Annotated in this window: 24 protein-coding genes and 1 riboswitch; of the genes, 5 read left to right on the forward strand and 19 right to left on the reverse strand. The window is 62.2% G+C overall.

Annotation, left to right across the window (positions count from 1 at the left end; translation table 11 throughout):
* Nucleotides 1–130: 130 nt before the first annotated feature.
* Genes ACI2KS_RS28025 through cobO form a run of 10 tightly spaced genes read right to left on the reverse strand, consistent with a single transcriptional unit; the run spans nucleotide 131 to nucleotide 8,935 of the window.
* A complete protein-coding gene (locus ACI2KS_RS28025) occupies nucleotides 131–862 on the reverse strand; it encodes an adenosylcobinamide-GDP ribazoletransferase (protein ID WP_404624278.1) in 732 nt (243 codons plus the stop codon).
* On the reverse strand, nucleotides 863–1,435 hold the full coding sequence (gene cobC / locus ACI2KS_RS28030; RefSeq protein WP_404624279.1) for an alpha-ribazole phosphatase family protein: 573 nt from the start codon (nucleotides 1,433–1,435) through the stop codon (nucleotides 863–865). It abuts the gene before it with no gap.
* Nucleotides 1,432–2,484: a nicotinate-nucleotide--dimethylbenzimidazole phosphoribosyltransferase gene (cobT, locus tag ACI2KS_RS28035; protein ID WP_404624280.1), complete on the reverse strand. Its 1,053-nt coding sequence runs from the start codon at nucleotides 2,482–2,484 to the stop codon at nucleotides 1,432–1,434. Before cobT ends, cobC begins: the two co-directional genes overlap by 4 nt.
* Complete coding sequence (gene cobU / locus ACI2KS_RS28040; RefSeq protein ID WP_404624281.1) at nucleotides 2,481–3,002, reverse strand: bifunctional adenosylcobinamide kinase/adenosylcobinamide-phosphate guanylyltransferase; 522 nt, start codon at nucleotides 3,000–3,002, stop codon at nucleotides 2,481–2,483. The genes cobT and cobU overlap by 4 nt, the downstream gene beginning before the upstream one ends.
* Nucleotides 3,002–4,480, reverse strand: coding sequence for a cobyric acid synthase (locus tag ACI2KS_RS28045; protein WP_404624282.1), 1,479 nt, complete (start codon nucleotides 4,478–4,480; stop codon nucleotides 3,002–3,004). Before ACI2KS_RS28045 ends, cobU begins: the two co-directional genes overlap by 1 nt.
* Nucleotides 4,477–5,481, reverse strand: coding sequence for a threonine-phosphate decarboxylase CobD (gene cobD, locus ACI2KS_RS28050; RefSeq protein ID WP_404624283.1), 1,005 nt, complete (start codon nucleotides 5,479–5,481; stop codon nucleotides 4,477–4,479). Before cobD ends, ACI2KS_RS28045 begins: the two co-directional genes overlap by 4 nt.
* On the reverse strand, nucleotides 5,474–6,382 hold the full coding sequence (gene cbiB / locus ACI2KS_RS28055; protein WP_404624284.1) for an adenosylcobinamide-phosphate synthase CbiB: 909 nt from the start codon (nucleotides 6,380–6,382) through the stop codon (nucleotides 5,474–5,476). Before cbiB ends, cobD begins: the two co-directional genes overlap by 8 nt.
* Complete coding sequence (gene bluB / locus ACI2KS_RS28060; protein ID WP_404624285.1) at nucleotides 6,379–7,029, reverse strand: 5,6-dimethylbenzimidazole synthase; 651 nt, start codon at nucleotides 7,027–7,029, stop codon at nucleotides 6,379–6,381. The genes cbiB and bluB overlap by 4 nt, the downstream gene beginning before the upstream one ends.
* Nucleotides 7,026–8,327, reverse strand: a complete 1,302-nt coding sequence (locus tag ACI2KS_RS28065; RefSeq protein ID WP_404624286.1) for a cobyrinate a,c-diamide synthase — start codon at nucleotides 8,325–8,327, stop codon at nucleotides 7,026–7,028. The genes bluB and ACI2KS_RS28065 overlap by 4 nt, the downstream gene beginning before the upstream one ends.
* Complete coding sequence (gene cobO / locus ACI2KS_RS28070) at nucleotides 8,324–8,935, reverse strand: cob(I)yrinic acid a,c-diamide adenosyltransferase (protein ID WP_404624287.1); 612 nt, start codon at nucleotides 8,933–8,935, stop codon at nucleotides 8,324–8,326. Before cobO ends, ACI2KS_RS28065 begins: the two co-directional genes overlap by 4 nt.
* Nucleotides 8,936–9,045: 110 nt before the next feature.
* A riboswitch (cobalamin riboswitch) is annotated at nucleotides 9,046–9,289 on the reverse strand.
* Between the two features lie 137 nt (nucleotides 9,290–9,426).
* On the opposite strand from cobO, the gene ACI2KS_RS28075 reads away from it, so the two are divergent.
* Nucleotides 9,427–10,785: a PQQ-dependent sugar dehydrogenase gene (locus tag ACI2KS_RS28075; RefSeq protein WP_404624288.1), complete on the forward strand. Its 1,359-nt coding sequence runs from the start codon at nucleotides 9,427–9,429 to the stop codon at nucleotides 10,783–10,785.
* A gap of 35 nt (nucleotides 10,786–10,820) precedes the next feature.
* Here the strand turns inward: ACI2KS_RS28075 and ACI2KS_RS28080 are convergent, their stop codons facing one another.
* The 6 genes from ACI2KS_RS28080 to ACI2KS_RS28105 form a co-directional block, all read right to left on the reverse strand.
* Nucleotides 10,821–11,357, reverse strand: a complete 537-nt coding sequence (locus tag ACI2KS_RS28080) for a C40 family peptidase (protein WP_404624289.1) — start codon at nucleotides 11,355–11,357, stop codon at nucleotides 10,821–10,823.
* An 88-nt stretch (nucleotides 11,358–11,445) separates the two neighbouring features.
* The gene (locus ACI2KS_RS28085; RefSeq protein ID WP_404624290.1) at nucleotides 11,446–12,135 is read right to left on the reverse strand and encodes a C40 family peptidase; all 690 of its coding nucleotides are present in this window, start codon (nucleotides 12,133–12,135) and stop codon (nucleotides 11,446–11,448) included.
* A 75-nt stretch (nucleotides 12,136–12,210) separates the two neighbouring features.
* The gene (locus ACI2KS_RS28090; RefSeq protein WP_404624291.1) at nucleotides 12,211–12,990 is read right to left on the reverse strand and encodes an NAD-dependent deacylase; all 780 of its coding nucleotides are present in this window, start codon (nucleotides 12,988–12,990) and stop codon (nucleotides 12,211–12,213) included.
* Nucleotides 12,991–13,000: 10 nt separating this feature from the next.
* The gene (gene hda / locus ACI2KS_RS28095) at nucleotides 13,001–13,705 is read right to left on the reverse strand and encodes a DnaA regulatory inactivator Hda (protein ID WP_404624292.1); all 705 of its coding nucleotides are present in this window, start codon (nucleotides 13,703–13,705) and stop codon (nucleotides 13,001–13,003) included.
* A gap of 321 nt (nucleotides 13,706–14,026) precedes the next feature.
* Nucleotides 14,027–15,100, reverse strand: coding sequence for an AI-2E family transporter (locus tag ACI2KS_RS28100; RefSeq protein WP_404624293.1), 1,074 nt, complete (start codon nucleotides 15,098–15,100; stop codon nucleotides 14,027–14,029).
* A gap of 55 nt (nucleotides 15,101–15,155) precedes the next feature.
* Nucleotides 15,156–16,214: a DUF2066 domain-containing protein gene (locus ACI2KS_RS28105; RefSeq protein WP_404624294.1), complete on the reverse strand. Its 1,059-nt coding sequence runs from the start codon at nucleotides 16,212–16,214 to the stop codon at nucleotides 15,156–15,158.
* Nucleotides 16,215–16,525: 311 nt separating this feature from the next.
* Between ACI2KS_RS28105 and purM the strand changes: the two genes are divergently transcribed.
* The 4 genes from purM (at nucleotide 16,526) to ACI2KS_RS28125 (ending at nucleotide 19,540) form a co-directional block, all read left to right on the forward strand.
* Nucleotides 16,526–17,584 (forward strand): phosphoribosylformylglycinamidine cyclo-ligase, encoded by a 1,059-nt coding sequence (purM, locus tag ACI2KS_RS28110; RefSeq protein WP_404624295.1) that lies wholly within the window; start codon nucleotides 16,526–16,528, stop codon nucleotides 17,582–17,584.
* 38 nt (nucleotides 17,585–17,622) lie between these two features.
* On the forward strand, nucleotides 17,623–18,276 hold the full coding sequence (gene purN / locus ACI2KS_RS28115; RefSeq protein ID WP_404624345.1) for a phosphoribosylglycinamide formyltransferase: 654 nt from the start codon (nucleotides 17,623–17,625) through the stop codon (nucleotides 18,274–18,276).
* 32 nt (nucleotides 18,277–18,308) lie between these two features.
* On the forward strand, nucleotides 18,309–19,025 hold the full coding sequence (locus ACI2KS_RS28120) for a DUF3108 domain-containing protein (RefSeq protein ID WP_404624296.1): 717 nt from the start codon (nucleotides 18,309–18,311) through the stop codon (nucleotides 19,023–19,025).
* A 323-nt stretch (nucleotides 19,026–19,348) separates the two neighbouring features.
* Nucleotides 19,349–19,540: a hypothetical protein gene (locus tag ACI2KS_RS28125; protein ID WP_404624297.1), complete on the forward strand. Its 192-nt coding sequence runs from the start codon at nucleotides 19,349–19,351 to the stop codon at nucleotides 19,538–19,540.
* A gap of 52 nt (nucleotides 19,541–19,592) precedes the next feature.
* Here ACI2KS_RS28125 and ACI2KS_RS28130 read toward each other — a convergent pair whose 3' ends face one another.
* From ACI2KS_RS28130 to relA, 3 genes are all read right to left on the reverse strand, one after another.
* Nucleotides 19,593–20,135 carry a DUF2058 domain-containing protein gene (locus ACI2KS_RS28130; RefSeq protein WP_404624298.1) on the reverse strand — a complete coding sequence of 181 codons (543 nt, stop codon included), beginning with the start codon at nucleotides 20,133–20,135 and terminating at the stop codon, nucleotides 19,593–19,595.
* 26 nt (nucleotides 20,136–20,161) lie between these two features.
* Nucleotides 20,162–20,995 carry a nucleoside triphosphate pyrophosphohydrolase gene (gene mazG / locus ACI2KS_RS28135; protein ID WP_404624299.1) on the reverse strand — a complete coding sequence of 278 codons (834 nt, stop codon included), beginning with the start codon at nucleotides 20,993–20,995 and terminating at the stop codon, nucleotides 20,162–20,164.
* Nucleotides 20,996–21,138: 143 nt separating this feature from the next.
* Nucleotides 21,139–23,382 carry a GTP diphosphokinase gene (gene relA, locus ACI2KS_RS28140; protein WP_404624300.1) on the reverse strand — a complete coding sequence of 748 codons (2,244 nt, stop codon included), beginning with the start codon at nucleotides 23,380–23,382 and terminating at the stop codon, nucleotides 21,139–21,141.
* Nucleotides 23,383–23,429: the final 47 nt, after the last annotated feature.

A 23,429-nucleotide genomic window follows, 5' to 3' on the forward strand; every position in this document is an offset into this window, starting at 1 on the left:
GCCTGATGTACCGCATCCGGCAGGATCTGCTGCCGCTTCGCGACAGATCGCTGGCAAGCCGAGCTCCCACGGCCCCTGGCCAGAATCAAGAGCAAGCTGGCATTGGATCGGCGCCAAAAGCGAGCCGACTTCAAACCAGGGCCAGCGCCACCAGCACCAACACCTCAAGCAACTCCAGCATCGCCCCGGCGGTATCCCCGGTGCTCCCGCCCAGGCGCTGAATCATCAGTCGGCGCAAGCAGAAGAACCCCGCGCCGGCGATCAGCACCGAGCAGATGCCGGCCCAGCCTGCTATCAGCACGCAAGCGGCCGCAGTGATCGCCAGCACCTGAACGCCACGCGTGCGCGGCAGATGATCGGCCAGCGCCTGGCCCAACCCACCGGCACGCACATAGGGCGTATTGAGGAACAACCCCAGCATGGCGGCCCGGCCAATGACCGGCGCCAGCAGCAGACCAAGGCTGTGATGGGTCTCGATCAGCGCCAGCACTGCGCTGAACTTGAGCAGCAGAACGATCACCAGCGTGATCACTGCGATCGGACCGCTGCGCGGGTCTTTCATGATGGTCAGTGTGCGTTCGCGGTCGCCGAATCCGCCGAGCCAGGCGTCAGCACTGTCGGCCAGACCATCCAGGTGCAGACCGCCACTGAGCAGCACCCATGCGGCCAGCAACAAGGCAGCATGAAGCAACTGCGGCGCGCCTTCGAGCAACAGATTCAGCGCCATCAGCAGCGAGCCGAAGAGCACGCCCACCAACGGATAGAACAGTAGCGAACGGCCCAGCTGCTGTGGCGTGGGCATGCCGGGCAGGCGAACCGGCAGGCTGCTGAGAAATTGCAACGCGATCCAGAATGGCAGCATCTACACCTCCGTCAACTCGCACTGATCGTCGACCCTCAACCCAAACAACCCGCCGTGGCCGACGACCACTTGCAACAGTTGCGCACGCGGCAGGCCACGCGCCTGCGCCAGCAGCAAACGCATCACTCCGCCGTGACAGACGACAAGAATCCGCTCGCCGGCATGGGCCTGCCGCAACCGCCGAACAGCGCCCAGCACCCGCGCAGAGAACGCCTGGACCGGTTCACCGTTGGGCGGGGTGAACCCATAAGGGTCTTCCCAGAAGCGACCGAGCCCTTCGGCATCGGTTTCCATCAGCTGCGCGGTGCCGATGCCTTCCCAGTCACCGAAATGCAACTCCTGCAGGTCGGCGTCCAGGGACATGGGCAGTGAGCGTTGCGCCGCCAGCTCCTCGGCGAAGCGTGCGCAACGTTGCAGGGGCGAACTGACAATGCGATCCCAGGGTCCAGCTTCGATGACAGCTGCACGCATCTGCTGCCAGCCAGCGTCAGTCAGGGCATCGTCCAGACTGCCCCGCAACCCGCCACCCAACTCGGTTTCGCCATGACGCAACAGGTCCAGACGCAACGTCATGCCGGACGATCCGCCACCGCAGCTTCGGCGAACGTCGCCATACCGTTGTGCAGCTCGCAAGCCATGCGCAGTAACGGCACTGCCAACGCCGCGCCACTGCCCTCGCCCAGGCGCAAACCCAGCTCCAGCAACGGCTCGGCCTGCAAGGTCTGCAGCACATGCCGGTGCCCCGGCTCCGCACCCCGATGGCCGAACAGCAGCCACGGGCGGCAGGACGGATTGAGCTGCACGGCGACCAGCGCCGCCACCGTGCAGATGAACCCGTCCACCAGCGCCACGATGCCTTCCTGGGCACAGGCCATGTAAGCACCGACCAGCGCTGCCACTTCGAAGCCGCCCAATGCACGCAGGCTGCCCAACGCATCGCCGGACTGCTCGGCATGCAACTGCAGCGCTGCCTCGATGACTTGCGTCTTGTGGCTGATGCCCTGAGCATCCAGGCCAGTGCCGGGCCCGACCAGCAACGGCGGCGCACAGTTGAGCAGCGAGCAGGCGACTGCGCTGGCCACCGTGGTGTTGCCAATGCCCATTTCGCCGCCGATGAATAGCTCGGTGCCGGCATCCCTGGCCCGCAGCACGCTGTCGCGGCCCCCTTGCAGGGCACCTTGCAACTGCTGCTGCGTCATCGCCTCGGCCGTGGCGAAGTTGGCCGTGCCCGCACCAAGATTCAAATGACGCACGCCAGGCAGGTTCAGCGGCGACACAGTGCCCAGGTCGACCACATCCAGCTGCGCCGACAATTGTCGAGCCAGCACGCTGATCGCCGCACCACCCATGATGAAGTTGTGCAGCATCTGCCCGGTCACCTCCTGCGGGTAGGCCGACACGCCTTCAGCGACTACGCCATGATCGCCGGCGAAGATGGCGATCCAGACCTTGTCGACCCGGGGCCTGTCTCGACCTTGCAAGGCGGCCAGTTGCACCGCCAGCGTTTCCAGCTGGCCCAATGAGCCCGCAGGCTTGGTCAGCTGCTGCTGACGGGCCAACGCCTGCTCGCGGCTGGCTGGGTCGATTTCCCGTGCAGGCGCAAGCCACCAGGCATTATTCATAGTGCGGATCCTTTCAAGGTCATGGGCAGGCCGGCGACCGTGAACACCACGCGCTGGCAACGTTCGGCCAACGCCTGATGCAGCCAGCCGGCCTCATCGACGTAACGACGGGTCAGCTCACCGAGGGGCACGACGCCCAACCCGGTTTCATTGCTGACAAAAATGATTTCGCCGGGCAGTTCAGCCAGGCATTCGAGCAACGCCTGGCGCTCCTGGGTCAATCGTTGCGGATCTTCCAGCATCAGCAGATTGGTCAGCCACAAAGTCAGGCAGTCCACCAACAGACAGCGATCCTGCGCTGCGCTCTGCTTCAATACACGGGCCAGTTCAAGCGGCTCTTCGATGAGGCCCCAGCTGGCCGGGCGACGTTGACGGTGCAGCGTCACGCGCTGGTTCATCTCCCCGTCCAGTGGCTGACTGGTGGCGATATACACCACCTGCAGTGAGCTTTCGCTGGCCAGTCTTTCCGCCAGCCGACTTTTGCCGGAGCGTGCACCGCCGAGGATCAATTGCAGCATCAGGCTGGCTCCAGACCGCAGAGTTCACGGAGCAGCTTGCCGTCCAGATGCTGTTCCACCAGATCGGCCAGCCGTTCGATATCGCGCTCACGCAGGGCGTGATAGTCCACTGCTTGCACGTTCTGCAAGCCGGCCCAACGCAACAAGGCGCTGCTGGACGCAGGGTTTTCGAACAAGCCATGCAGGTAGGTCCCGGCCACTTGGCCATCGGCACTTTGAGCGCCGTCGCAACGGCCGTCACTGAGCAGCACCAACGGGTGTTCCAGCGCCGCGCCTGTGGTCACACCGGCATGAATCTCATAACCGCTGACCTCGGCGTCTTCCAGGGTCAGGCGGCCGTGCACGTTGCGCAGTTGTTTTTCCAGCTCCAGCACCGTGCTCATGGCCAGCAGACCGAGACCGGCACTGGAACCTGCCGCGCCCTCCAGTCCCAGCGGGTCATGCAATTGCTCGCCGAGCATCTGCAAGCCGCCGCAGATGCCGAGCAGCTTGCCGCCATAACGCAAATGCCGACTGATCGCCGTGTCCCAGCCATTAGCGCGCAGGTAGGCAAGATCGCTGCGCACGCTCTTGGAGCCGGGCAGGATGATCAGGTCGGCGGGGGGGATCGGCTGACCCGGCCCGACGAATTGCAGGTTGACCTGAGGGTGCAGGCGCAGCGGATCGAAATCGGTGTGATTGCTGATGCGCGGCAACACCGGCACCACCACGTTGAGCACCTGCTCGGCCTTGTCGGCCTGGCGCTGATCGAGACCGTCCTCGGCCTCCAGATGCAGGTCCATCACGAACGGCAGCACGCCCACCACCGGTTTGCCGGTGCGCTGTTCCAGCCAGTCGAGACCGGGCTGCAGCAGCGCGATGTCGCCCCGGAAGCGGTTGATGATGAAGCCTTTGACCCGCGCCTGCTCACTCGCCGAGAGCAACTCCAGGGTGCCGACCAGGTGCGCGAAGACGCCGCCGCGATTGATGTCGGCGATCAGCAGTACCGGGCAATCCACCGCCTCGGCAAAGCCCATGTTGGCAATGTCGCCGGCGCGCAGATTGATTTCAGCCGGCGACCCTGCACCCTCGACCATCACCACCGGCCAGCCTGCGCTCAGCCGTTGGTGTGAGGCCAGCACCGCTTGCATGGCGATGGCCTTGTAGTCGTGATAGGCCACGGCGTTCATGGTGGTCACCGCGCGGCCGTGAATGATCACCTGCGCACCGGTGTCGCTGTTGGGCTTGAGCAGCACCGGGTTCATGTCGGTGTGCGGCTGCAGATGACACGCCTGAGCCTGAACGGCCTGAGCCCGGCCGATCTCGCCGCCGTCGGCGGTGACGGCGCTGTTGAGCGCCATGTTCTGGGGCTTGAACGGCACGGTACGCACGCCCTGGCGGGTCAGCCAGCGGCACAGTGCAGTCACCAGCGTGCTTTTGCCAGCATCTGATGTGGTGCCCTGCACCATCAGGGTTTTGCCGGGCAGTGGAGGGTTCATGCACGCTCCTGGGAAAAGTCGCTCAAGGCCTGCTGCAGACGCTGCCAGTCGGCTTCATCGCGAGGCAGGCCCAGACGCAGGCTGCTGTTATGCGCGCCATTGTTGAGAAAGATGCGTAACAGGATGCCGCGCCGGGCACAGAACTCGTGCAGTTCGGCGGCCAACGGCGTAATCAGCCATTGAAACAGCGCGCAGCCACCCTGCGGGGCAAAACCGTGACGGCTCAGCAACTCGGCCAGACGCTGACTCGCCTGCTCGGTGCGCTGGCGTTGCAGACGATGACCTTCTACGTCGTCCAGGCAGGCCTGCCCGAGAATTCGTGTCGGGCCGCTGACCGACCAGGGGCCGATCTGCCTGGCCAGTACTTTGAGGAATCGCGACTCGGCAAGCACGAAGCCCAGTCGAACCCCCGCCAGGCCAAAGAACTTGCCGAACGAACGCAATACGATCAGGCCTGGACGCTGAGTCTGCGCAGCCAGACTCAGCTGCGGAGTGTTGTCCATGAAGGCCTCATCCACCACCAGCCAGGCACCGCGTTGTGCCAGGCGCGCATGCCACTCCAGCAGACGCCCGGGAGCCAGGCTCAGGCCGGTGGGGTTGTTGGGGTTGACCACCACCAGCACGTCGAGGGTGTCGATAAAGCGCTCTACCTCGTGCTCCAATACCTCGCGCACCAGAAACCCGTTACTGCGCCAGGCTTCGGCGTGCTCGGCATAACAGGGCGACAACACGCCGACCTTGCCCGTAGGACGCAGTCGCGGCAACGCTTGAATCGCCGCCTGCGAACCGGCCACGGGCAACAGATCCGGCGCGCCGTAATAGAGGCGCGCCGCGTTTTCCAGGCCGTCGTCGGTTTCAGGCAAGCGCGCCCACGCCGCTTCCGGAATCGACGGAATCGGCCACGACCACGGCGAAATGCCGCTGGACAGGTCGAGCCAGTGCGCCTCGTCGATGCCGTACTTCAATATTGCACCGCGTAACCGGCCGCCGTGCTCAAGCATAGAGTTCAGTTCCCAGGCAGAGGATCAACAGCCACAGCCAGACGCCGCGTTGCACCAGTTGCCAGCCGCGATCAATGGAGGTGGCGTCCGCAGGCAAGCCCTCGCCCAGTTGCGCACGTTGATGCACCTGGCCGTGATAAATCGCCGCCCCGCCCAATTCGACACCCAGCGCGCCTGCGCCCGATGCCATGACCGGGCCGGCATTGGGGCTGTCCCATTGCGGCGCCTGAGTCCGCCAGCAGCGCAGCGCCAGTCGGGTTTTGCCCAGCAGCGCGTAGGTCAACGCCACCAGTCGTGCAGGAATGTAGTTAAGCAGATCGTCGATCCTGGCCGCAGCCCAACCGAAACGCTCGAAGCGCTCGTTGCGATAGCCCCACATGGCATCCAGTGTGTTGCTCAGACGATAGAGCACGACACCCGGCGCGCCCAGCACCGCGAACCAGAAAATGGCAGCGAACACCGCATCGCTGCCGTTTTCAAGCACCGATTCGGTAGCGGCGCGCGCCACTTCGGTGGCATCCAGCTCGGTGGTTTGGCGACTGACCAGATAACCCACGCGGCGCCGGGCTTCTGGCAGATCGTCACTGCGCAGCGCCTGGGCCACCGGCTGGACATGTTCGCCCAGACTGCGCAGACCCAGCGCGCAGTAAAGCGCCGCCACTTCCACCAGCCAGCCGATGTAGGGCAACCAGCTGAGGACCGTGGCCAGCAGGGTCAGCGGGATCACTGCGATGAACCAGGCGCTGACACCGTGGCTGCGCCAGCCACGACCTGCGGCATTGAAACGCTGCTCGATACGCTCGGCATAGCGCCCGAACGCGACCAGCGGGTGGTTTCGTTCGGGCTCGCCCAGCAGCGCATCCAGCGCAACGCCGGCGACGCTCAACAACGCCACGCTCATGGACTCACTCCCCATTTGTTCTCATAGATCAGCTCTTGCAGCGGACGCGCCTGCGCCCAGCCTTCGAGTACCAGCATCGGCGCCGGATAGAATTGCTGAACCGGCCCCAGGCACAGAATCGCCAAGGGTTTTGAACCGCTTGGCATATCCAGCAACTGGCCCAGTGAAAGCGGGTCGAACAGCGACACCCAGCCCATCCCCAGGCCTTCGGCGCGCGCGGCCAGCCACAGGTTCTGGATCGCACAGGACAACGACGCCATGTCCATTTCCGGCAAGGTGCGACGCCCGAAAATATGCTTCTCGCGGTCATCCATCAGGGCCGCGACCAATACTTCGGCGCACTCTGTGATGCCTTCGACCTTGAGCTTCATGAAGTCATCGGAACGCTCGCCGAGCGCCTGAGCGGTGCGAACCCGTTCTTCTTCGACCTGCGCCTGAATCTGCGTGCGCAACTGGCGATCGCTTATGCGAATGAAGCGCCATGGCTGCATCAAGCCGACACTGGGTGCCTGGTGCGCGGCTTCCAGCAAGCGCGCCAGTAGTTTAGGGGCCACCGCCCCGCCACTGAAGTGACGCATGTCCCGGCGCTCGGCAATGGCCCGGTACACGGCCGCGCGCTCATCGGCGCTGAAGGCGTGGTCAGTCATGGCAACAACAGCGCCGCCATCGCCTGGGGGTTGGACGGGAAATAGAAATGCACGTAGGACGCGGTCATCCGACCGTCGCGATACACCGCCTCGGCGCCGCGACCGCCATTGGGGCTGATGCCACGGGCAATTGGCGTCAACTCGGTGCTGGTCAGCGAATGATGGTAGGTGTGCCCGCGCAAGGTGCCTTCCGGCAGTTCCACTGCCTGCAGGGCCAGGGCGGCCAGTCGCTTTTGCATCACCGCCTCGCCACTGAGCAACCCCACCAATTCGGCGCGTTGCCCGTCGACATCGGTCAAGGCATCGAGCAGGTAAAGCATGCCACCACACTCAGCCAGCAGTGGCTTGCCTGCCGCGTGGTGAGCACGAATCGCCTGCAGCATCGCCAGGTTTTGCCCCAGCGCTACGTGGTGCAGCTCCGGGTAGCCGCCGGGCAGGTACAGGCTGTCAGCTTCAGGCAGTTGGCTGTCGCGGATCGGCGAGAAAAACGCCAACTCGGCGCCCATGGCACGCAGCAGATCCAGGCTGGCGCCGTAGGTAAAGGCAAAGGCCTCGTCATGGGCGACGGCTATGCGCACGCCGCGAAGCAACGGCTCGGCGGGCAGGAAATCGGGCGCAGCGAAGGTCACCGCGGGCGGTAACGCGGCGTCGCAGGTGCTGGCCAGTGCCGCAGCGGCGGCATCCAGGCGCACGTCCAGGTCGTTCAGTTCACTGGCCTGAACCAGCCCCAGATGCCGGCTTGGCAGTTCGATCCCGGTTTCCCGCGACAGCGCGCCATACCAGCGCAAGCCTTCGGTCAGGCTACCTTCGAGCAACTGCGCATGCCGCACGGTACCGACGCGGTTGGCCAACACGCCGGCAAATGGCAGGTCAGGCTGATACCGCGCCAAGCCCAAGGCCAACGCACCGAAGGTCTGCGCCATGGCGGTGCCGTCGATCACGGCCAGCACCGGTACTCCAAAGTGCCGCGCCAGATCGGCGCTCGAAGGCGTGCCGTCAAACAGCCCCATGACCCCCTCGATGAGAATCAGATCGGCATCTGCGGCGGCTTCCCACAGCAGGCGACGGCTTTCTTGCTCACCGACCATCCACATATCCAGTTGATAGACCGGGTTGCCGCTGGCGCGCTCGAGGATCATCGGGTCGAGAAAGTCCGGCCCACACTTGAACACGCGCACGGTGCGCCCCTGATTACGATGCAGCCGCGCGAGCGCCGCAGTGACGGTGGTCTTGCCTTGACCGGACGCCGGGGCGGCGATCAACACCGCAGGGCATTGCCTTGGTAAACGTTGACTCACAATTCGATGCCTTTCTGCGCCTTGATGCCGGCCTGGAACGCATGCTTGACCACGGCAATTTCGGAAACGGTGTCGGACAGGTCGATCAGCTCCTGCCTGGCGCCACGGCCGGTCACTACCACGTGCTGCATCGGCGGGCGCGCCTGCAGATCGCTGAGCACCTGCTCAAGATCGAGGTAACCGTGTTTGAGGGCAATGTTCAGTTCATCAAGGATCACCAGCCCGATGGTCGGGTCCTTGAGCATGCCCTGGGTCACCGCCCAGGCCGCTTCGGCGGCGGCGATATCGCGCTGGCGGTCCTGGGTCTCCCAGGTGAACCCCTCGCCCATCACGTGGTAGCGCACTTGTTCGGGGAAACGACGAAAGAACAGTTCTTCGCCGGTCGCGTTGCGGCCCTTGATGAACTGCACCACGGCGCACTGCATGCCGTGGCCCATGGCCCGTGCCAACATGCCAAAGGCGGAACTGCTCTTGCCTTTGCCGTTGCCGGTGAGCACCAGCAACAGGCCGCATTCGTTCGGCGAGCTGGCAATGCGCTCGTCCATTACCGCCTTTTTGCGCAGCATGCGCGCCAGGTGGCGTTCGTCACGTTCGGGGGATTCGCTCATCCGGGCTCTCCGCTTGAGGGCAGCTGTGGCAAACGGAGGACGCAGGCAAAGACTGACAGCAGGCGCCGGGACCTGAATGCCCGAGCCTGCGCAGAGCATCGCCCTCCGTGATGCTGTTGATTGGATCAGGCCGGTCTCCGGACTCATGAGCGAACACAGACAGGCAATTGCCGTTTCTGCGCGGGCCGCGCGCCTTCCCATGTTCGATGAACACAGTGGCGGTGTGCGTGGCCTTGACTCATTTACCGTTGCGGAGGCAGCGCCGGGATTAAGCGCATGAGCGCTCGCACCGGCTTCCCTGTTTCACCCTGTTGATCGACCTTGGTCGCGGGCACCTGAAACAAGCCGCGAAGGTTAGTGGGTTGCCCCCGGAGCGTCAATCGAAGCTCGGCCCAATGGCGCAATTGATCACCGGTTGAACCCCTGCGCCAGGCCAGGCCTCTATTGCTAGACATGCCATTGCATGACTGCCAGCAAAGGGAGTTTCGACCATGTTCACGCTCAAACCCCAGATTGTGGTTTTACTGTTGGTCGCTGGGGGCCTCGCAGCATGCGGCGAGTCGTCCAGGCTGCAGGTCTCGGACGGCACCGGACCGTCGCCCCAGTTGCCTGAACCCAACAAGACGCTGATCCCCACGGTCAACATCGCCCCGGCCGTCGGCTGGCCCGCAGGCGGCAAACCCACCGCAGCCCCGGGCACGCAGGTCGCAGCCTTCGCCGAGAACCTCGATCATCCGCGCTGGCTTTACGTACTGCCCAATGGCGATGTGCTGGTGGCCGAAACCAACGAGCCGGCAAAACCGGACGACAGCAAAGGCATAAAGGGTTGGGTCATGAAAAAAGTCATGGGCCGCGCCGGTGCCGGGGTGCCGAGCGCAAACCGCATTACCCTGCTGCGCGACAAGGACCATGATGGCATCGCCGAAACCCGCACCGTCTTCATCGACCACCTCAACTCGCCGTTCGGCATGACACTGGTGGGCAACAATTTCTATGTGGCCGACACCGACCGCCTGCTGCGTTTCAACTACCAGCCGGGCGAAACGTCGATAAAGGGCGAGCCGCTGAAAGTCACCGACCTGCCCGGCGGCACCATCAATCACCACTGGACCAAGAACGTCATCGCCAGCAAGGACGGCAGCAAGCTGTATGTGACCGTCGGCTCCAACAGCAACGTCGCTGAAAACGGCCTGGAGGCGGAGAAGGATCGGGCGGCTATCTGGGAAGTGGACGCTGCCACCGGCAATCACCGGATCTTTGCCTCCGGCCTGCGCAACCCCAACGGCATGGACTGGGATCCACACACCGGCAAACTATGGGTGGCGGTCAACGAGCGCGACGAGATCGGCAGCGACCTGGTGCCCGACTACGTGACCTCCGTGCAGGACGGCGCCTTCTATGGCTGGCCGTTCAGCTATTACGGCCAGCACGTGGACATCAGGGTCTCGCCACAGAACGCGCAGATGGTGCAGAAGGCCATCGCGCCGGATTTCGCTGTCGGCCCGCATACCGCATCGCTGGGCCTGGCCTTTGCAGACGGCAAGTCGCTGCCAGCACCGTTCAATGAAGGGCTGTTGGTTGGCCAGCATGGCTCGTGGAACCGTAAACCGCACAGCGGCTACAAGGTCTTGTTCGTGCCCTTCAAGGACGGCAAACCGAGCGGCACGCCAGTGGACCTGCTGACCGGGTTCCTCAATGCCGATGACAAGGCGCAAGGTCGGCCGGTGGGCGTGGTCAATGACAACAAGGGCGGGGTGCTGGTGGCCGATGACGTCGGCAACAAAATCTGGCGAGTGACGGCGGCGCGGACGGCGGCGCGGACGGTCCAGGCTTCGACCAACAAGCCCTGATAGACCACCGGTCCTGATTACATTTTCGCTGCCAGTTACTGGCGAGCCAGATTCGACGGCGTAATCACGCGCTTGGCGTTCAACCAGGCTTTCTGCCAATAAGGCTTGTCGAGGCTGTCGAGCTTGACCGTCCCGCCGGTGGCTGGCGCATGCACGAAACGCCCTTCTCCGACGTAGATCCCCGCGTGGCTGACATTCGAGCCGCCACTGGTGGCAAAGAACACCAGGTCGCCGGTCTGCAGTTGAGTGCGATCGATATCCGGCCCACGCAGATTGATCATGTCCCGAGTCGAACGTGGCAGGGTGATGCCTGCCGCGCCCTGATAGACATAACCGATCAGACCACTGCAGTCGAAACCCGAATCAGGCGTGTTGCCGCCCCAGCGATAAGGCGTACCGACAAGCCCAATGGCGCGCAGCAGCACATCGTCAGCCAGAGGCGAAGAAAACTGGGAAGGAACGGAAACCACAGGTCTGGAAATGACCTTGGGCGGGGCTGGCCGAGGATTGCTGGAGCAGGCGGCCAGCAATAGAGCCAGTGAAGCGACAGCCAGACGAACCGTAAACGACATAGACACAACAACCTTTGCGGGATGCGGCTTACTCTGCCGGGAGCCGGGGCCGTGTGCAATCCGGGTTTCCCCGGTTGCACGGCCGGAATTAACGGTGTTGGCGCTTGATTGTAGTCGAAGTCATCGCAGTCGTTGTTTCAGGAACCTTGGAAGGTGCCATGGCCAGTGCGCGCTTGGCTTCGATGAAGGTGCGAGCCCAGTAGGCATCGTCGAGGCTGTCGACTCGGACACCACCGCTGCGGCGGCTGCTGGAGTGGATGAACTGATCATCACCCAGGTAGATGCCGGCATGGCTGACGCGACCGCGCCCTGCGGTGCTGAAAAACAGCAGGTCGCCAGGCTTGAGGTCATGACGCTTGACCAGCGGTGCATCGATGTTGATCATCTCGCGCGAAGAACGAGGCAGGCTCACGCCGGCTTCTTCACGAAACAGATAGCCGATGAAACCGCTGCAATCGAAACCGGAAGTGGTCGAGGTGCCGCCGAAACGGTAGCGGGTACCGATCAATGACTTGCCGCGTTCCAGGATGCTGTCGGCCAGAACCGGCAGCTGATAAGGCTTGCTGTCGGCAAACTGGGCCAGTTCATCTTCGGTGGCGATCTCGTCGTCCAGAACCGAAGTCGAATAATCGGCACGTTTGGCGGCGGCCTGAGCGGTGACAGAGTCCTTGAACTGGGGATTCTGCGACTGTTGTTGCGACGCTGGCATCTGGGCCGCGCAGCCGAACAGCAGTGAAACAAGTGCTAGAGGCACGAGGGGTGCGAAGCGATTTAGCATGGGCACGACCGTGGCTGATGTGTAAAGAAGCCGAGACTATGCCCTCTATCGTCGTCATTTGCAAATTCAATCGAATCAAATGTGACTTAACAGGTCTTCCATCACATCTAAGGCTCTACACCTCAGAAATACATCCATGTGAATGGAGTGATCGGTCGACGAGGGGTTTATCTCGGCAGTAAAGCCTCCCGCCACCCGCGTGCGCAGCATCGGCTCGTGGATATAAGGAAAGCTGGCGGTGGTACCGATACTGAGAACAGCATCAAAGCCTTTCGCCATCTCCTCATAAAGCACATTCAATGCCAGCTCTGGCAGCATCTCCTCGAACAACACCACCGGCGGTCGCAAAACTCCGTGACAGTCGGCGCATAAAGGCGGCAAGGGCCGTTGCAAATGCTCGCTCAGCTGCGGGTCTTCAGCGCCGCAGGACTGACAGTAGAGCGGTGCCAGTCGACCATGGATCTCGATCAGCCGCTCGGGCGGGCTGCCTGCCGCGCGATGATAGCCATCGACATTTTGCGTAAGCACCCAACATTCAGGTTTGCGCCGCTGCAATTGAGCGATGGCATAGTGCGCCGCATTGGGCTGCCCACCCAGGCAGGCGCTGCCTAATTGAGCAATATACTTCCAGCACAGCGCAGGGTCGCGGCGCAGCATCGGGCCGGATAACGCCATTTCGATCGGCAGCCCGTCATCGGTCTGACCGTTATAAAGGCCACCAACGCCACGGTAGGTCGGCAATCCGGAATCAGCCGAGAGCCCGGCACCGGTGATGATCAGGATACGTTTGGCGTGGCGCAAGGCTGCGGCGGTCTGCAGCACGAGGGCTGGATCGACGACGGATGGGTTTACCATGCGCCCTCGCTCACCAGCCCAGGGTTTCCTTGAGAAAAGGAATGGTCAGTTTGCGCTGGGCCTGTAGCGAGGCCTGATCCAGTTGTTCGAGCAGATCGAACAGGGCACTCATGCTGCGAGTGCCTCGAGTCAGGATGAAATGGCCGACTTCGTCGGTCAGGTGCAGGCCGCGACGCGAAGCGCGCAATTGCAGGGCACGGAGTTTTTCTTCGTCGGACAGCAGGCGCATCTGGAACACCAGCGCCATGGTCAGCCGCGACTTGAGGTCGGCCAGCTTGACGGGAAGCTCACGAGGCGAACAGGAGGCGGCAATCAGCAAGCGACGACCGCTGTCGCGCAGGCGGTTGAACAGGTGAAACAGCGCTTCTTCCCATTCCGGCTTGCCGACTACGGCCTGCAAGTCATCCAGGCACACCAGCTCGTACTGCTCCAGGTGATCGAACAGCTCGACGCCTTCATCGATGACCTCGGCCATGGGCAGGTAAACCGCAGGCTCGCCCATTTGCTCGAAACGCAGGCAGGCAGCTTGCAGAAGGTGCGTGCGCCCTACCCCGTGCTTGCCCCAGAGATAGATCAGGCTTTCGGTCCACCCGGCGTCGGCTTCGCACAGCCGCTCGACATAGCCGAGTGCAGCGGCATTGGCGCCTGGATAGTAATTGATGAAGGTGGCGTCATCACGCAGACGCACACTCAGGGGCAGCTGAACTGGTTTCATGCTGGCTGAGCGATTCAGTGACGAACCGCCAAGGGGCCTCTGTGTAAAGTGTGCAAAGTTTATACCCGCAGGGCTGACCGCACAATGCGCCCGACCGCCTGCAAAATCAAAGGCTTGCGCCTGATAGCAGCCAGGCCACGGAATACGGGCAAAACCCGGACACAAAAAAAGCGCCTGAATACGAAAGATTCAGGCGCCTTCATTAACTGTAGCAGTACGACTTGCCGGCAGTAGCGGTGTGTCAGCCACCTTTATAGTGCCCGATACACCCTGGCCCCCGGCACGTCGGACGGCCACAAGGGGTTTTGCGGGGATCGCGCCTTACAGATCCGGATCTTCCATGCCGCCGTAGATATCCGAATCCTTGTACAGATCGTGCACATGCCGCACCAGCACCATGATCACCGCAGCCACCGGCAACGCCAGCAAGATACCGGTGAAGCCAAACAGCTCGCCGCCGGCCAGGATGGCGAAGATCACCGCCACCGGGTGCAGGCCGATACGGTCACCGACCAGCAGCGGCGTGAGCACCATGCCCTCGAGCGCCTGGCCCACCATGAAGACCGCGATGATGCCCAGCATCGGGTACAGATCGCCGCCGAACTGGAAGAAGCCCGCCAGAATCGCCGAGCCAATCCCGATCACAAAGCCCATATAAGGCACGATCGCCGCCAGACCTGCGATCACGCCGATCAACAAGCCCAGCTCAAGCCCGACCAGCATCAGCCCGCCGGCATAGATCACACCCAGCGCCACCATCACCAGCAACTGGCCGCGAATGAACGCCCCCAGCACCTCGTGACACTCGTCGGCCAGGGCGACGATCTTTTTCTCGCGGTGACGCGGCAACAGGCTGCGCACCTTGGCCATCATCACGTCCCAGTCCCGTAGCAGATAGAAACAGACCACCGGGATCAGCACCAGATTGGTCAGCCAGCCGATCAGCGCCAGGGTCGAGGTCGTGGCTTGCGCCAGGACGATGCCGACGATGTCACCCGTCTGCCCCATGTGCTCGGAAATCGCCGCCTTGACCTTGTCGAACTTCCAGAAACCGTCCGCCAGACCGAGCTTGGCCTGAGTCCACGGCAGTGCCGTATGCTGCAACCAGTCAAGTATCTGCGGTGCCAGCTCATACAGACGGTACAGCTGCTTGGCCAGCATCGGCACCAGCACCAGCATCAGCCCCATGAAAATCAGGGTGAACAGCACGAAGACCGTGACCACGCTCCAGGTGCGCGACATCTTGAGTTTTTCCAGCCGGTCAGCCAGCGGATCACCCATGTACGCCAACAGCAGCGCCACCAGGAACGGCGTCAGGATAGCGTGCAGCAACCAGACAAACAGGCACAGCAGGACAACCCCGCCGAGCCAGAACCAACGACGCGTATCAGTCATTACAGCCCCTTGAAACCAGAATTGTTTGCGTCATGCAGCGTCGTTATGAACGCTTTCACCAACGGAAGTGCAGTGTTTGTGCAGAAGCTGCCTGTGGCTGCGGCGCAGGGGCTCCCTGAACCGGCACCTGTCCGGCATTGACCGGGACTGCAGCGACCTCACCGGCAGGCACTTCCTGCAACCGGGCCAGTGACAACTGCGAACGCAACTGGTCCGGGCTGCCGCTGACATCAAATACCACACGATCGGCGTCCACCGACTTCAGACGCCCGCCAAAGGGTTCGAGCAAACGCCCCAACTGCGCGTAGCGCTCAAGGTTCATGCCCTGAACCTCCAGCGCCATGCTCGACGATGCGCCCGGCTTGACCACGAACCGTGGCGCCAGACGCTGACTCACCGCCAGCAGCACGGCGTCGGCCAGGGCAGCCGAACTGGCCCCGGTCGCGCTGCCCTGCTCCGATTTGTCACCCAGCCAGAGGTGCCATTTGCCCTGCCATTGCCCACCGTTCTCCTGCGCGTGCACGGCAAGGATCGCGTCAGAACCATAACGCTCGGATGCCTGCTTCAACGGGGCGACATCATTACCGTCCAGAGTCTTGGCGTTGCCAATGCCCTGCTCGCCCAGATCGGCCAGCGGCAAGCGCAACGGCAGCCCGCGATGTTGCGCGGCACGGCGTAGCGGTTCAGCCGAGGCCTGACCGTCGCCTACCAGGTTAGCGCCGTCGGTGGCGTCATTGAGCCACCAGGCCATGATCACCGGGCGGTTGGAGCCCCACAACGACAGACCCGCCTGGCGCAACGCACGCTCGGTGCTCGCCGGATCGAAATCCACCTGTAACGACTCCGGCGGCCCTGCGTCATAACCGTACTGACTGATGATTTGCTGTGGATCCTTGCGCACCGCTTCAAGGCCCGGACCCTGCGCGGCCTTGGGGTCGCCGGTCAACCGGATGACCAGGGTTTCCAGCGCAGCCCGGGTCGCGCGGGTCTTCTCGTCCGGGGTCTGCCCGCTGACCGGCTCGCGCACCTGATAGAGATTGTTCACCGTCTCGGCCAGGGCCGGGAGGCTGATAAGCGACAGACAACCTACGAACAGGCAGTTTTTTAGGCGCATGAAAAATTCCCGAAGAACAAAAAAGCAGCGCTATAGACGGCTGCATGAACATGACTGGCACGATTCAGACCGCAGCGGGGCGCGAATCGCTCATTCAGACCACGACGTTACACCTTATATAGCCCCCGACGAACGGGCCAGCCTTGATACACGGGGTAATATTTTCTTCATCATGCCCCTGCCGTCGGCCCAAGGATGGCCGCTGGGGCCCAACCCTGATAAAATCGCGCGCCTTCGCTGACCGGCGATGACACGGCCACGAGCCGTTCCAACTCGGTCGTTACCCCGAATCCCCCCTAAAGGCCTGGATCATGAGCAAGCAACCCTCCCTGAGCTACAAAGACGCCGGTGTTGACATCGACGCCGGTGAAGCATTGGTCGAACGCATCAAGAGCGTTGCCAAGCGCACCAAGCGCCCGGAAGTGATGGGCGGCCTGGGGGGCTTCGGCGCTCTGTGCGAAATCCCGGCCGGTTACACCCAACCGGTACTGGTCAGCGGCACCGACGGCGTCGGCACCAAGCTGCGTCTGGCGCTGAACCTGAACAAACACGACAGCATCGGCATCGACCTGGTCGCCATGTGCGTCAATGACCTGGTGGTCTGCGGCGCCGAGCCGCTGTTCTTCCTGGACTACTACGCCACCGGCAAGCTCAACGTCGAAACCGCCACTCAGGTAGTGACCGGCATCGGCGCAGGCTGCGAACTGGCTGGCTGCTCGCTGGTCGGCGGCGAAACCGCTGAAATGCCTGGCATGTACGAAGGCGAAGACTACGACCTGGCTGGCTTCTGCGTCGGCGTCGTGGAAAAGGCCGAGATCATCGACGGCTCGAAAGTGGCCGCCGGCGACGCCCTGCTCGCCCTGCCGTCTTCCGGTCCGCACTCCAACGGCTACTCGCTGATCCGCAAGATCATCGAAGTGTCCGGTGCCGACATCGAAACCATCGAGCTGGACGGCAAACCACTGACCGACCTGCTGATGGCGCCGACCCGCATCTACGTCAAGCAGTTGCTCAAGCTGATCAAGGACACCGGCGCGGTCAAGGCCATGGCTCACATCACCGGCGGCGGCTTGCTGGACAACATCCCGCGCGTGCTGCCTGAAGGCGCACAAGCGGTGGTCGACGTCGCCAGCTGGACCCGCCCGGCGGTCTTCGACTGGCTGCAGGAAAAAGGCAACGTCGACGAGCACGAAATGCACCGCGTGCTGAACTGCGGCGTCGGCATGGTCATCTGCGTCGCCCAGGAACACGTCGAAGCCTCGCTCAACGCCCTGCGTGAAGCCGGCGAACAGCCTTGGGTCATCGGCCAGATCGGCGTTGCTGCCGAAGGCGCCGCGCAAGTCGAGCTGAAGAACGTCAAGGCACACTGATGTCCGAGGTAGCAACGCCTGAGGTAGTCATGTCCCAGCTGCCTCAACCTTGTGATGTAGTGGTCCTGCTTTCCGGCACCGGCGGTAACCTGCAAGCGATGATCGACAGCTTCCAGGACGGTGCCAGTGCGGCGCGCATTCGCGCGGTGATCTCCAACCGCGCCGATGCCTACGGACTGGAACGCGCCAGGAACGCGGGGATCGAGACCCGCGTTCTGGATCACAAAGCCTACGAAGGTCGCGAGGCCTTCGACACGGCTCTGATCGAGCTGATCGACTCCTTTGCGCCGAAGCTGGTGGTTCTGGCCGGCTTCATGCGCATTCTCACCCCTGGCTTCGTGCGCCACTATCACGGACGCCTGCTGAACATTCACCCCTCCCTGCTGCCGCTGTATAAAGGTTTACACACACATCAGCGAGTATTGGACGCCGGTGACGTCGCCCATGGCTGCAGCGTGCACTTCGTCACCGAGGAACTCGATGGGGGGCCTCTGGTCGTACAAGCTGTTATTTCGGTAGAGTTGCACGACACGCCTGCCACACTGGCGCAACGGGTTCATACCCAGGAACACCTGATCTACCCGCTGGCCATTCGCTGGTTCGCCGAGGGCCGACTGGTTCTGGGTGACAATGGTGCATCATTGAACGGCCTGCCACTGGGCCCCAGCGGCCATCTGATTCCGGCTATTTAATACAGCCCTTCAATTCAAAGACAGGAGATATTATGCGTCGCGCTTTGCTCTTCGCTTTCGCTCTGTTCGCACTCCCTGCGGTCAATGCGGCAGACCTTCAACCTTTCTCCGCCAGCTACACCGCTGACTGGAAACAGCTGCCCATGAGTGGCGGCAGCGCCACGCGCAGCCTGGAAAAAGACGCCAACGGCACCTGGACCCTGAGTTTCAAGGCGTCGATGATGATCGCCAGCCTGACGGAAGTCAGCACCATCAAGGTCGACAAGGATGCGTTGCTGCCCCAGACCTATCACTTCGAGCGTGGCGGTCTGGGCAAGAGCAAGACAGTGGATCTGGTATTCGACTGGCCAACCAAGTTCATCACCGGCACTGACCGTAAGGACCCGGTGAAGATCCCGCTGAACACCGGCGTGCTCGACAAGTCGACCTATCAGCTTGCCCTGCAGCATGACGTTGCCGCTGGCAAGAAGAGCATGACCTATCAGGTGGTCGACGGCGATGAGGTCGATACCTACGACTTCCGTGTGCTTGGCCCGGAAAAGGTCCAGACCAAAGTCGGCTCGGTCGACGCGATCAAGGTCGAGCGCGTGCGTGACCCGACGCAGAACAAGCGCATCACGGTGATGTGGTTCGCCAAGGATTACGACTACCTGCTGGTTCGCCTGCAACAAGTCGAAACCGACGGCAAGGAATACAACATCATGCTGCAAGACGGCACAGTGAACGGTAAGGCGGTCAAGGGCAGCTGATGCTGGTCTTGCTGTGAGCTGCATGGAACCCCGCCCGTTGGCGGGGTTTGTTTTATTGGCGTCGCGGCGCTGGATGAAGTATCCGAAATCCGTCAAATCCCGGGCATTTCATGTTCCCCAAGCCAACATGAAACTTTCTTCACCCCTTCAAACGAGTGCGACAAAACGCCGCAGCCCCTGCAAAAACAGGCAGTTAGGCATTATTGCCAAATCCGTAAATAACTCTTCCAGAAATCGGTCGTTTACTTAGCCTGCTACCAAAATCTATAAAGGAACCACTGCGACGTCCTGCCGTAGTTTTCAAAGAGTCAGGAGTTTTCAATATGACGGTAACTGTTACTGAACGCGACGACGCCCACATCTCCCACGAAGCCATCGCCGATGGCATTCAGATCTGGGATGTCCGCCAGCAAGACCAACTGGTAGGCATGTTTCATCATGAATCGGACGCACAGCGTTACGCAGCAGAGCTCGCGGAACTGGAAGCCAAGAAAGCAGCGAGCAATACGCAATAACGGAATCGCAAAAAAACAAAACCCGCCTAGGCGGGTTTTGTTGTTCTGGGGCTTACCACATCAGATCGTCAGGGATCTTGTACGCCGCGTACGGATCATCGCCTTCAGGCTCTTCGGTCGGCTCGCTGAGCAGCACGATGCGACGAGGATCGCGCTCCTGGATCTTCAGTGCCGACTCACGCGGGATCACCTCGTAACCGCCGCCGTGGTGCACGATTGCCAGTGAGCCACTGCTCAGTTTGCTGCGCATCAGCGTGTTGACCGACAGGCGCTTGACCTTCTTGTCGTCAACGAAGTTGTAATAATCCTCGGTGGTCAGCTTCGGCAAGCGGGTGGCTTCGATCAACTGCTTGACCTGCGCCGCACGGGCTTTCTGTTCAGCCTTCTCCTGCTGCTGACGGTTGAGTTCCTGATCACGCCTGGCCTTCTCGGCCATGGCTTCCTGGGCGGCGCGCTGATCGGTGTCGTCGGCGACAGCCTGGCCCTTGTGCACCAGACGCTGTTCTTTCTGCTTGCTCTTGGCGGCCTGCTTGGCCTGTTTTTCGTTGACCAGACCTGCCTTGAGCAGTTGGTCACGAAGGGAAATACCCGCCATTTATCTTCTCTCTCTGAATAATCAACTCAACCGCAGTTGGGCGTGTTCTTTTCCTGGCGCTTGGCTTCGCCCCAGAGCGCATCCATCTCTTGAAGGGTGCAATCTTCAATGGGGCGACCGGTATCGCGCAAGGCCTGTTCGATAAAACGAAAACGCCGTTCGAATTTGCCATTGGCAGCGCGCAAGGCGTTTTCAGGATCGACCTTCAGATGACGGGCCAGATTGACCACTACGAACAGCAGGTCGCCTATCTCTTCGCCGATTGCTTCCCCGTCATTGTCAGCCATGGCCTCAAGGACCTCGTCGAGCTCCTCGCGCACCTTGTCGATCACAGGCAGCGCTTCAGGCCAGTCAAACCCTACCTGAGCCGCCCGCTTCTGCAACTTGGCGGCCCGTGACAAGGCGGGCAGTACGGTCGGTACATCGTCGAGCAGCGATAACGGGTGCGCAACCTGGGCCTTCTCGGCACGCTCCTGGGCTTTGATCTCCTCCCAGCGCTGCTTGACCTGATCTTCACTCAGGCGTGGCGTTTCCAACGGCGCATACAGGTCGCCCGTGGGAAACACGTGAGGATGGCGACGAATCAGTTTGCGAGTAATGCCGTCGACCACGCCAGCGAACTCGAATCGCCCTTGCTCTTGCGCCAGCTGGCAGTAATACACCACCTGAAACAGCAGATCGCCCAGCTCCCCGCGCAGGTCGTCGAAATCGCCGCGCTCGATGGCGTCGGCGACCTCATAGGCCTCCTCAAGGGTGTGCGGCACGATGCTCGCGTAGTCCTGCTTCACATCCCACGGACAACCGTACTGCGGGTCGCGCAGACGGGCCATGAGGTTGATGAGGTCCTGAAGCTTATACATTGAGAGTCCTATCGATACTTCGGCTCAAGACATCCGGCGTCTGAGCCGAGGCTATCGCGAGCAAGCTCACGCCTACAGGGGAAATGCGATCACTTGTAGGAGTGAGCTTGCTCGCGATCAGCGTCGGTTCAGACAATACCCGATCATGGCGTTCGATTACGCCGCGTCTCGATGATGTTCGGCAACTGCGAGATGCGTCCCAACAGACGCCCCAGCGCATCGAGCCCGGGGATCTCGATGGTCAGCGACATCAGCGCGGTGTTGTCTTCCTTGTTCGAGCGGGTGTTGACCGCCAGCACGTTGATGCGCTCGTTGAGCAGCACCTGAGACACGTCACGCAGCAGCCCGGAACGGTCATAGGCGCGGATGATGATGTCCACCGGATAGGTGAGCACCGGCACCGGGCCCCAGCTGACCTGAATGATCCGCTCAGGCTCGCGTCCGCCCAGCTGCAACACCGAAGCGCAGTCCTGACGGTGAATGCTCACACCGCGCCCCTGCGTGATGTAGCCGACGATGGCATCGCCCGGCAGCGGCTGGCAGCAGCCGGCCATCTGGGTCATCAGGTTGCCGACGCCCTGGATCTGGATGTCGCCGCGTTTGCCCGGTTTGTACCCGGTGGCCTTGCGCGGAATCAGCTCCAGTTGCTCGTTGCCACGCTCGGGCTCGACCAGCTGTTGCGCCAGGTTGACCAGCTGCGCCAGACGCAGATCGCCGGCGCCCAGGGCGGCAAACATGTCTTCGGCGATCTTCATGTTGGCTTTTTCGGCCAGCTTGTCGAAGTCCACCTGCGGCAGCGCCAGACGCGCCAGTTCACGCTCGAGCAAGACCTTGCCGGCCGCCACGTTCTGATCGCGGGCCTGCAGCTTGAACCAGTGCACGATCTTCGCCCGCGCCCGCGAGGTGGTGATGTAGCCCAGGTTGGAGTTCAGCCAGTCGCGGCTTGGCGTGCCGTGTTTGCTGGTGATGATCTCGACCTGTTCACCGGTCTGCAGGCTGTAGTTGAGCGGCACGATACGGCCGTTGATCTTGGCGCCGCGGCAGTTGTGGCCGATCTCGGTGTGCACGCGGTAGGCGAAGTCCAGCGGCGTCGCGCCCTTGGGCAGGTCGATGGCATGACCGTCCGGGGTGAACACATACACCCGGTCCGGTTCTATATCGACGCGCAGCTGTTCGGCCAGGCCGCCGATATCGCCCAGCTCTTCATGCCATTCCAGCACCTGACGCAGCCAGGAGATCTTTTCTTCGTAGTGGTTGGACCCGGACTTGACGTCTGTGCCCTTGTATTTCCAGTGCGCGCAGACCCCAAGCTCGGCTTCTTCGTGCATGGCGTGGGTGCGGATCTGCACTTCCAGAACCTTGCCTTCCGGGCCGATCACTGCAGTGTGCAGCGAGCGATAGCCGTTCTCCTTGGGGTTGGCGATGTAGTCGTCGAACTCCTTGGGAATGTGCCGCCACAGGGTGTGGACGATCCCCAGCGCGGTGTAGCAATCGCGCATTTCCGGCACCAGCACACGCACGGCGCGAACGTCGTAGATCTGGCTGAATTCCAGACCCTTGCGCTGCATTTTGCGCCAGATCGAATAGATGTGTTTGGCCCGACCACTGATATCGGCCGTGACGCCGGTGGCCAGCAGTTCGTTTTCCAGCTGCGACATGACGTCGGTGATGAAACGCTCTCGATCGAGGCGACGCTCATGCAACAGCTTGGCGATCTGCTTGTATTGCTCGGGCTCGAGGTAGCGGAAGGACAGGTCTTCCAGCTCCCACTTGATATGACCGATGCCCAGGCGGTGGGCCAGCGGGGCATAGATGTCGAAGACTTCCCGGGCGACGCGGTTACGCTTCTCGTCGTCGGTGTTCTTCACGGCGCGGATGGCGCAGGTGCGCTCGGCCAGCTTGATCAGCGCGACACGCACGTCGTCGACCATCGCCACCAGCATCTTGCGCAGGTTTTCCACCTGCGCCTGCGTCCCCAGCACCAGCGATTGGCGCGGGCTGAGACTGGCACTGATCGCGGCCATGCGCAGCACGCCGTCGATCAGCTTGGCCACGGTCGGCCCGAACCGCTGGCTGACATCGGGCAAGGGAATCTTGCCTTCACGCACGCCGCGATAAATCACGGCGGCCACCAGAGAGTCCTGGTCGAGTTTGAGATCGGCGAGGATTTCCGCGATTTCCAGGCCCGCCTGAAAACTCGACGTGCCCTCCGCCCAGAGATTCTTGGCGGCGTTGTCCTGTTGCTCGGCCTGTCGGGCAAATTCACAGGCTTCCTTCAAAGCCTGTCGGTCCACTGCGAGGTCGACGCTGACCACGTGATCAAGCCATGCGTCGAGATTGATACTGCCGTCTGTGTTTATCGGCTGGTGTGCTCTCACCTGTACCATGTTGCTTACCTTCCCTACGGCGCGATGAAATGCGCCATCAGTCGCCA

Origin of the sequence: Pseudomonas sp. NPDC087358 (assembly GCF_044900785.1) — a bacterium.
Lineage (GTDB): Bacteria > Pseudomonadota > Gammaproteobacteria > Pseudomonadales > Pseudomonadaceae > Aquipseudomonas.

Bases quoted from the DNA above. Each gene is read 5' to 3' on its own strand.
- ACI2KS_RS28025 (WP_404624278.1), bottom strand. From the start codon at position 862: ATGCTGCCATTCTGGATCGCGTTGCAATTTCTCAGCAGCCTGCCGGTT.
- cobC (WP_404624279.1), bottom strand. From the start codon at position 1,435: ATGACGTTGCGTCTGGACCTGTTGCGTCATGGCGAAACCGAGTTGGGT.
- cobT (WP_404624280.1), bottom strand. From the start codon at position 2,484: ATGAATAATGCCTGGTGGCTTGCGCCTGCACGGGAAATCGACCCAGCC.
- cobU (WP_404624281.1), bottom strand. From the start codon at position 3,002: ATGCTGCAATTGATCCTCGGCGGTGCACGCTCCGGCAAAAGTCGGCTG.
- ACI2KS_RS28045 (WP_404624282.1), bottom strand. From the start codon at position 4,480: ATGAACCCTCCACTGCCCGGCAAAACCCTGATGGTGCAGGGCACCACA.
- cobD (WP_404624283.1), bottom strand. From the start codon at position 5,481: ATGCTTGAGCACGGCGGCCGGTTACGCGGTGCAATATTGAAGTACGGC.
- cbiB (WP_404624284.1), bottom strand. From the start codon at position 6,382: ATGAGCGTGGCGTTGTTGAGCGTCGCCGGCGTTGCGCTGGATGCGCTG.
- bluB (WP_404624285.1), bottom strand. From the start codon at position 7,029: ATGACTGACCACGCCTTCAGCGCCGATGAGCGCGCGGCCGTGTACCGG.
- cobO (WP_404624287.1), bottom strand. From the start codon at position 8,935: ATGAGCGAATCCCCCGAACGTGACGAACGCCACCTGGCGCGCATGCTG.
- ACI2KS_RS28075 (WP_404624288.1), top strand. From the start codon at position 9,427: ATGTTCACGCTCAAACCCCAGATTGTGGTTTTACTGTTGGTCGCTGGG.
- ACI2KS_RS28080 (WP_404624289.1), bottom strand. From the start codon at position 11,357: ATGTCGTTTACGGTTCGTCTGGCTGTCGCTTCACTGGCTCTATTGCTG.
- ACI2KS_RS28085 (WP_404624290.1), bottom strand. From the start codon at position 12,135: ATGCTAAATCGCTTCGCACCCCTCGTGCCTCTAGCACTTGTTTCACTG.
- ACI2KS_RS28090 (WP_404624291.1), bottom strand. From the start codon at position 12,990: ATGGTAAACCCATCCGTCGTCGATCCAGCCCTCGTGCTGCAGACCGCC.
- hda (WP_404624292.1), bottom strand. From the start codon at position 13,705: ATGAAACCAGTTCAGCTGCCCCTGAGTGTGCGTCTGCGTGATGACGCC.
- ACI2KS_RS28100 (WP_404624293.1), bottom strand. From the start codon at position 15,100: ATGACTGATACGCGTCGTTGGTTCTGGCTCGGCGGGGTTGTCCTGCTG.
- ACI2KS_RS28105 (WP_404624294.1), bottom strand. From the start codon at position 16,214: ATGCGCCTAAAAAACTGCCTGTTCGTAGGTTGTCTGTCGCTTATCAGC.
- purM (WP_404624295.1), top strand. From the start codon at position 16,526: ATGAGCAAGCAACCCTCCCTGAGCTACAAAGACGCCGGTGTTGACATC.
- ACI2KS_RS28120 (WP_404624296.1), top strand. From the start codon at position 18,309: ATGCGTCGCGCTTTGCTCTTCGCTTTCGCTCTGTTCGCACTCCCTGCG.
- ACI2KS_RS28125 (WP_404624297.1), top strand. From the start codon at position 19,349: ATGACGGTAACTGTTACTGAACGCGACGACGCCCACATCTCCCACGAA.
- ACI2KS_RS28130 (WP_404624298.1), bottom strand. From the start codon at position 20,135: ATGGCGGGTATTTCCCTTCGTGACCAACTGCTCAAGGCAGGTCTGGTC.
- mazG (WP_404624299.1), bottom strand. From the start codon at position 20,995: ATGTATAAGCTTCAGGACCTCATCAACCTCATGGCCCGTCTGCGCGAC.
- relA (WP_404624300.1), bottom strand. From the start codon at position 23,382: ATGGTACAGGTGAGAGCACACCAGCCGATAAACACAGACGGCAGTATC.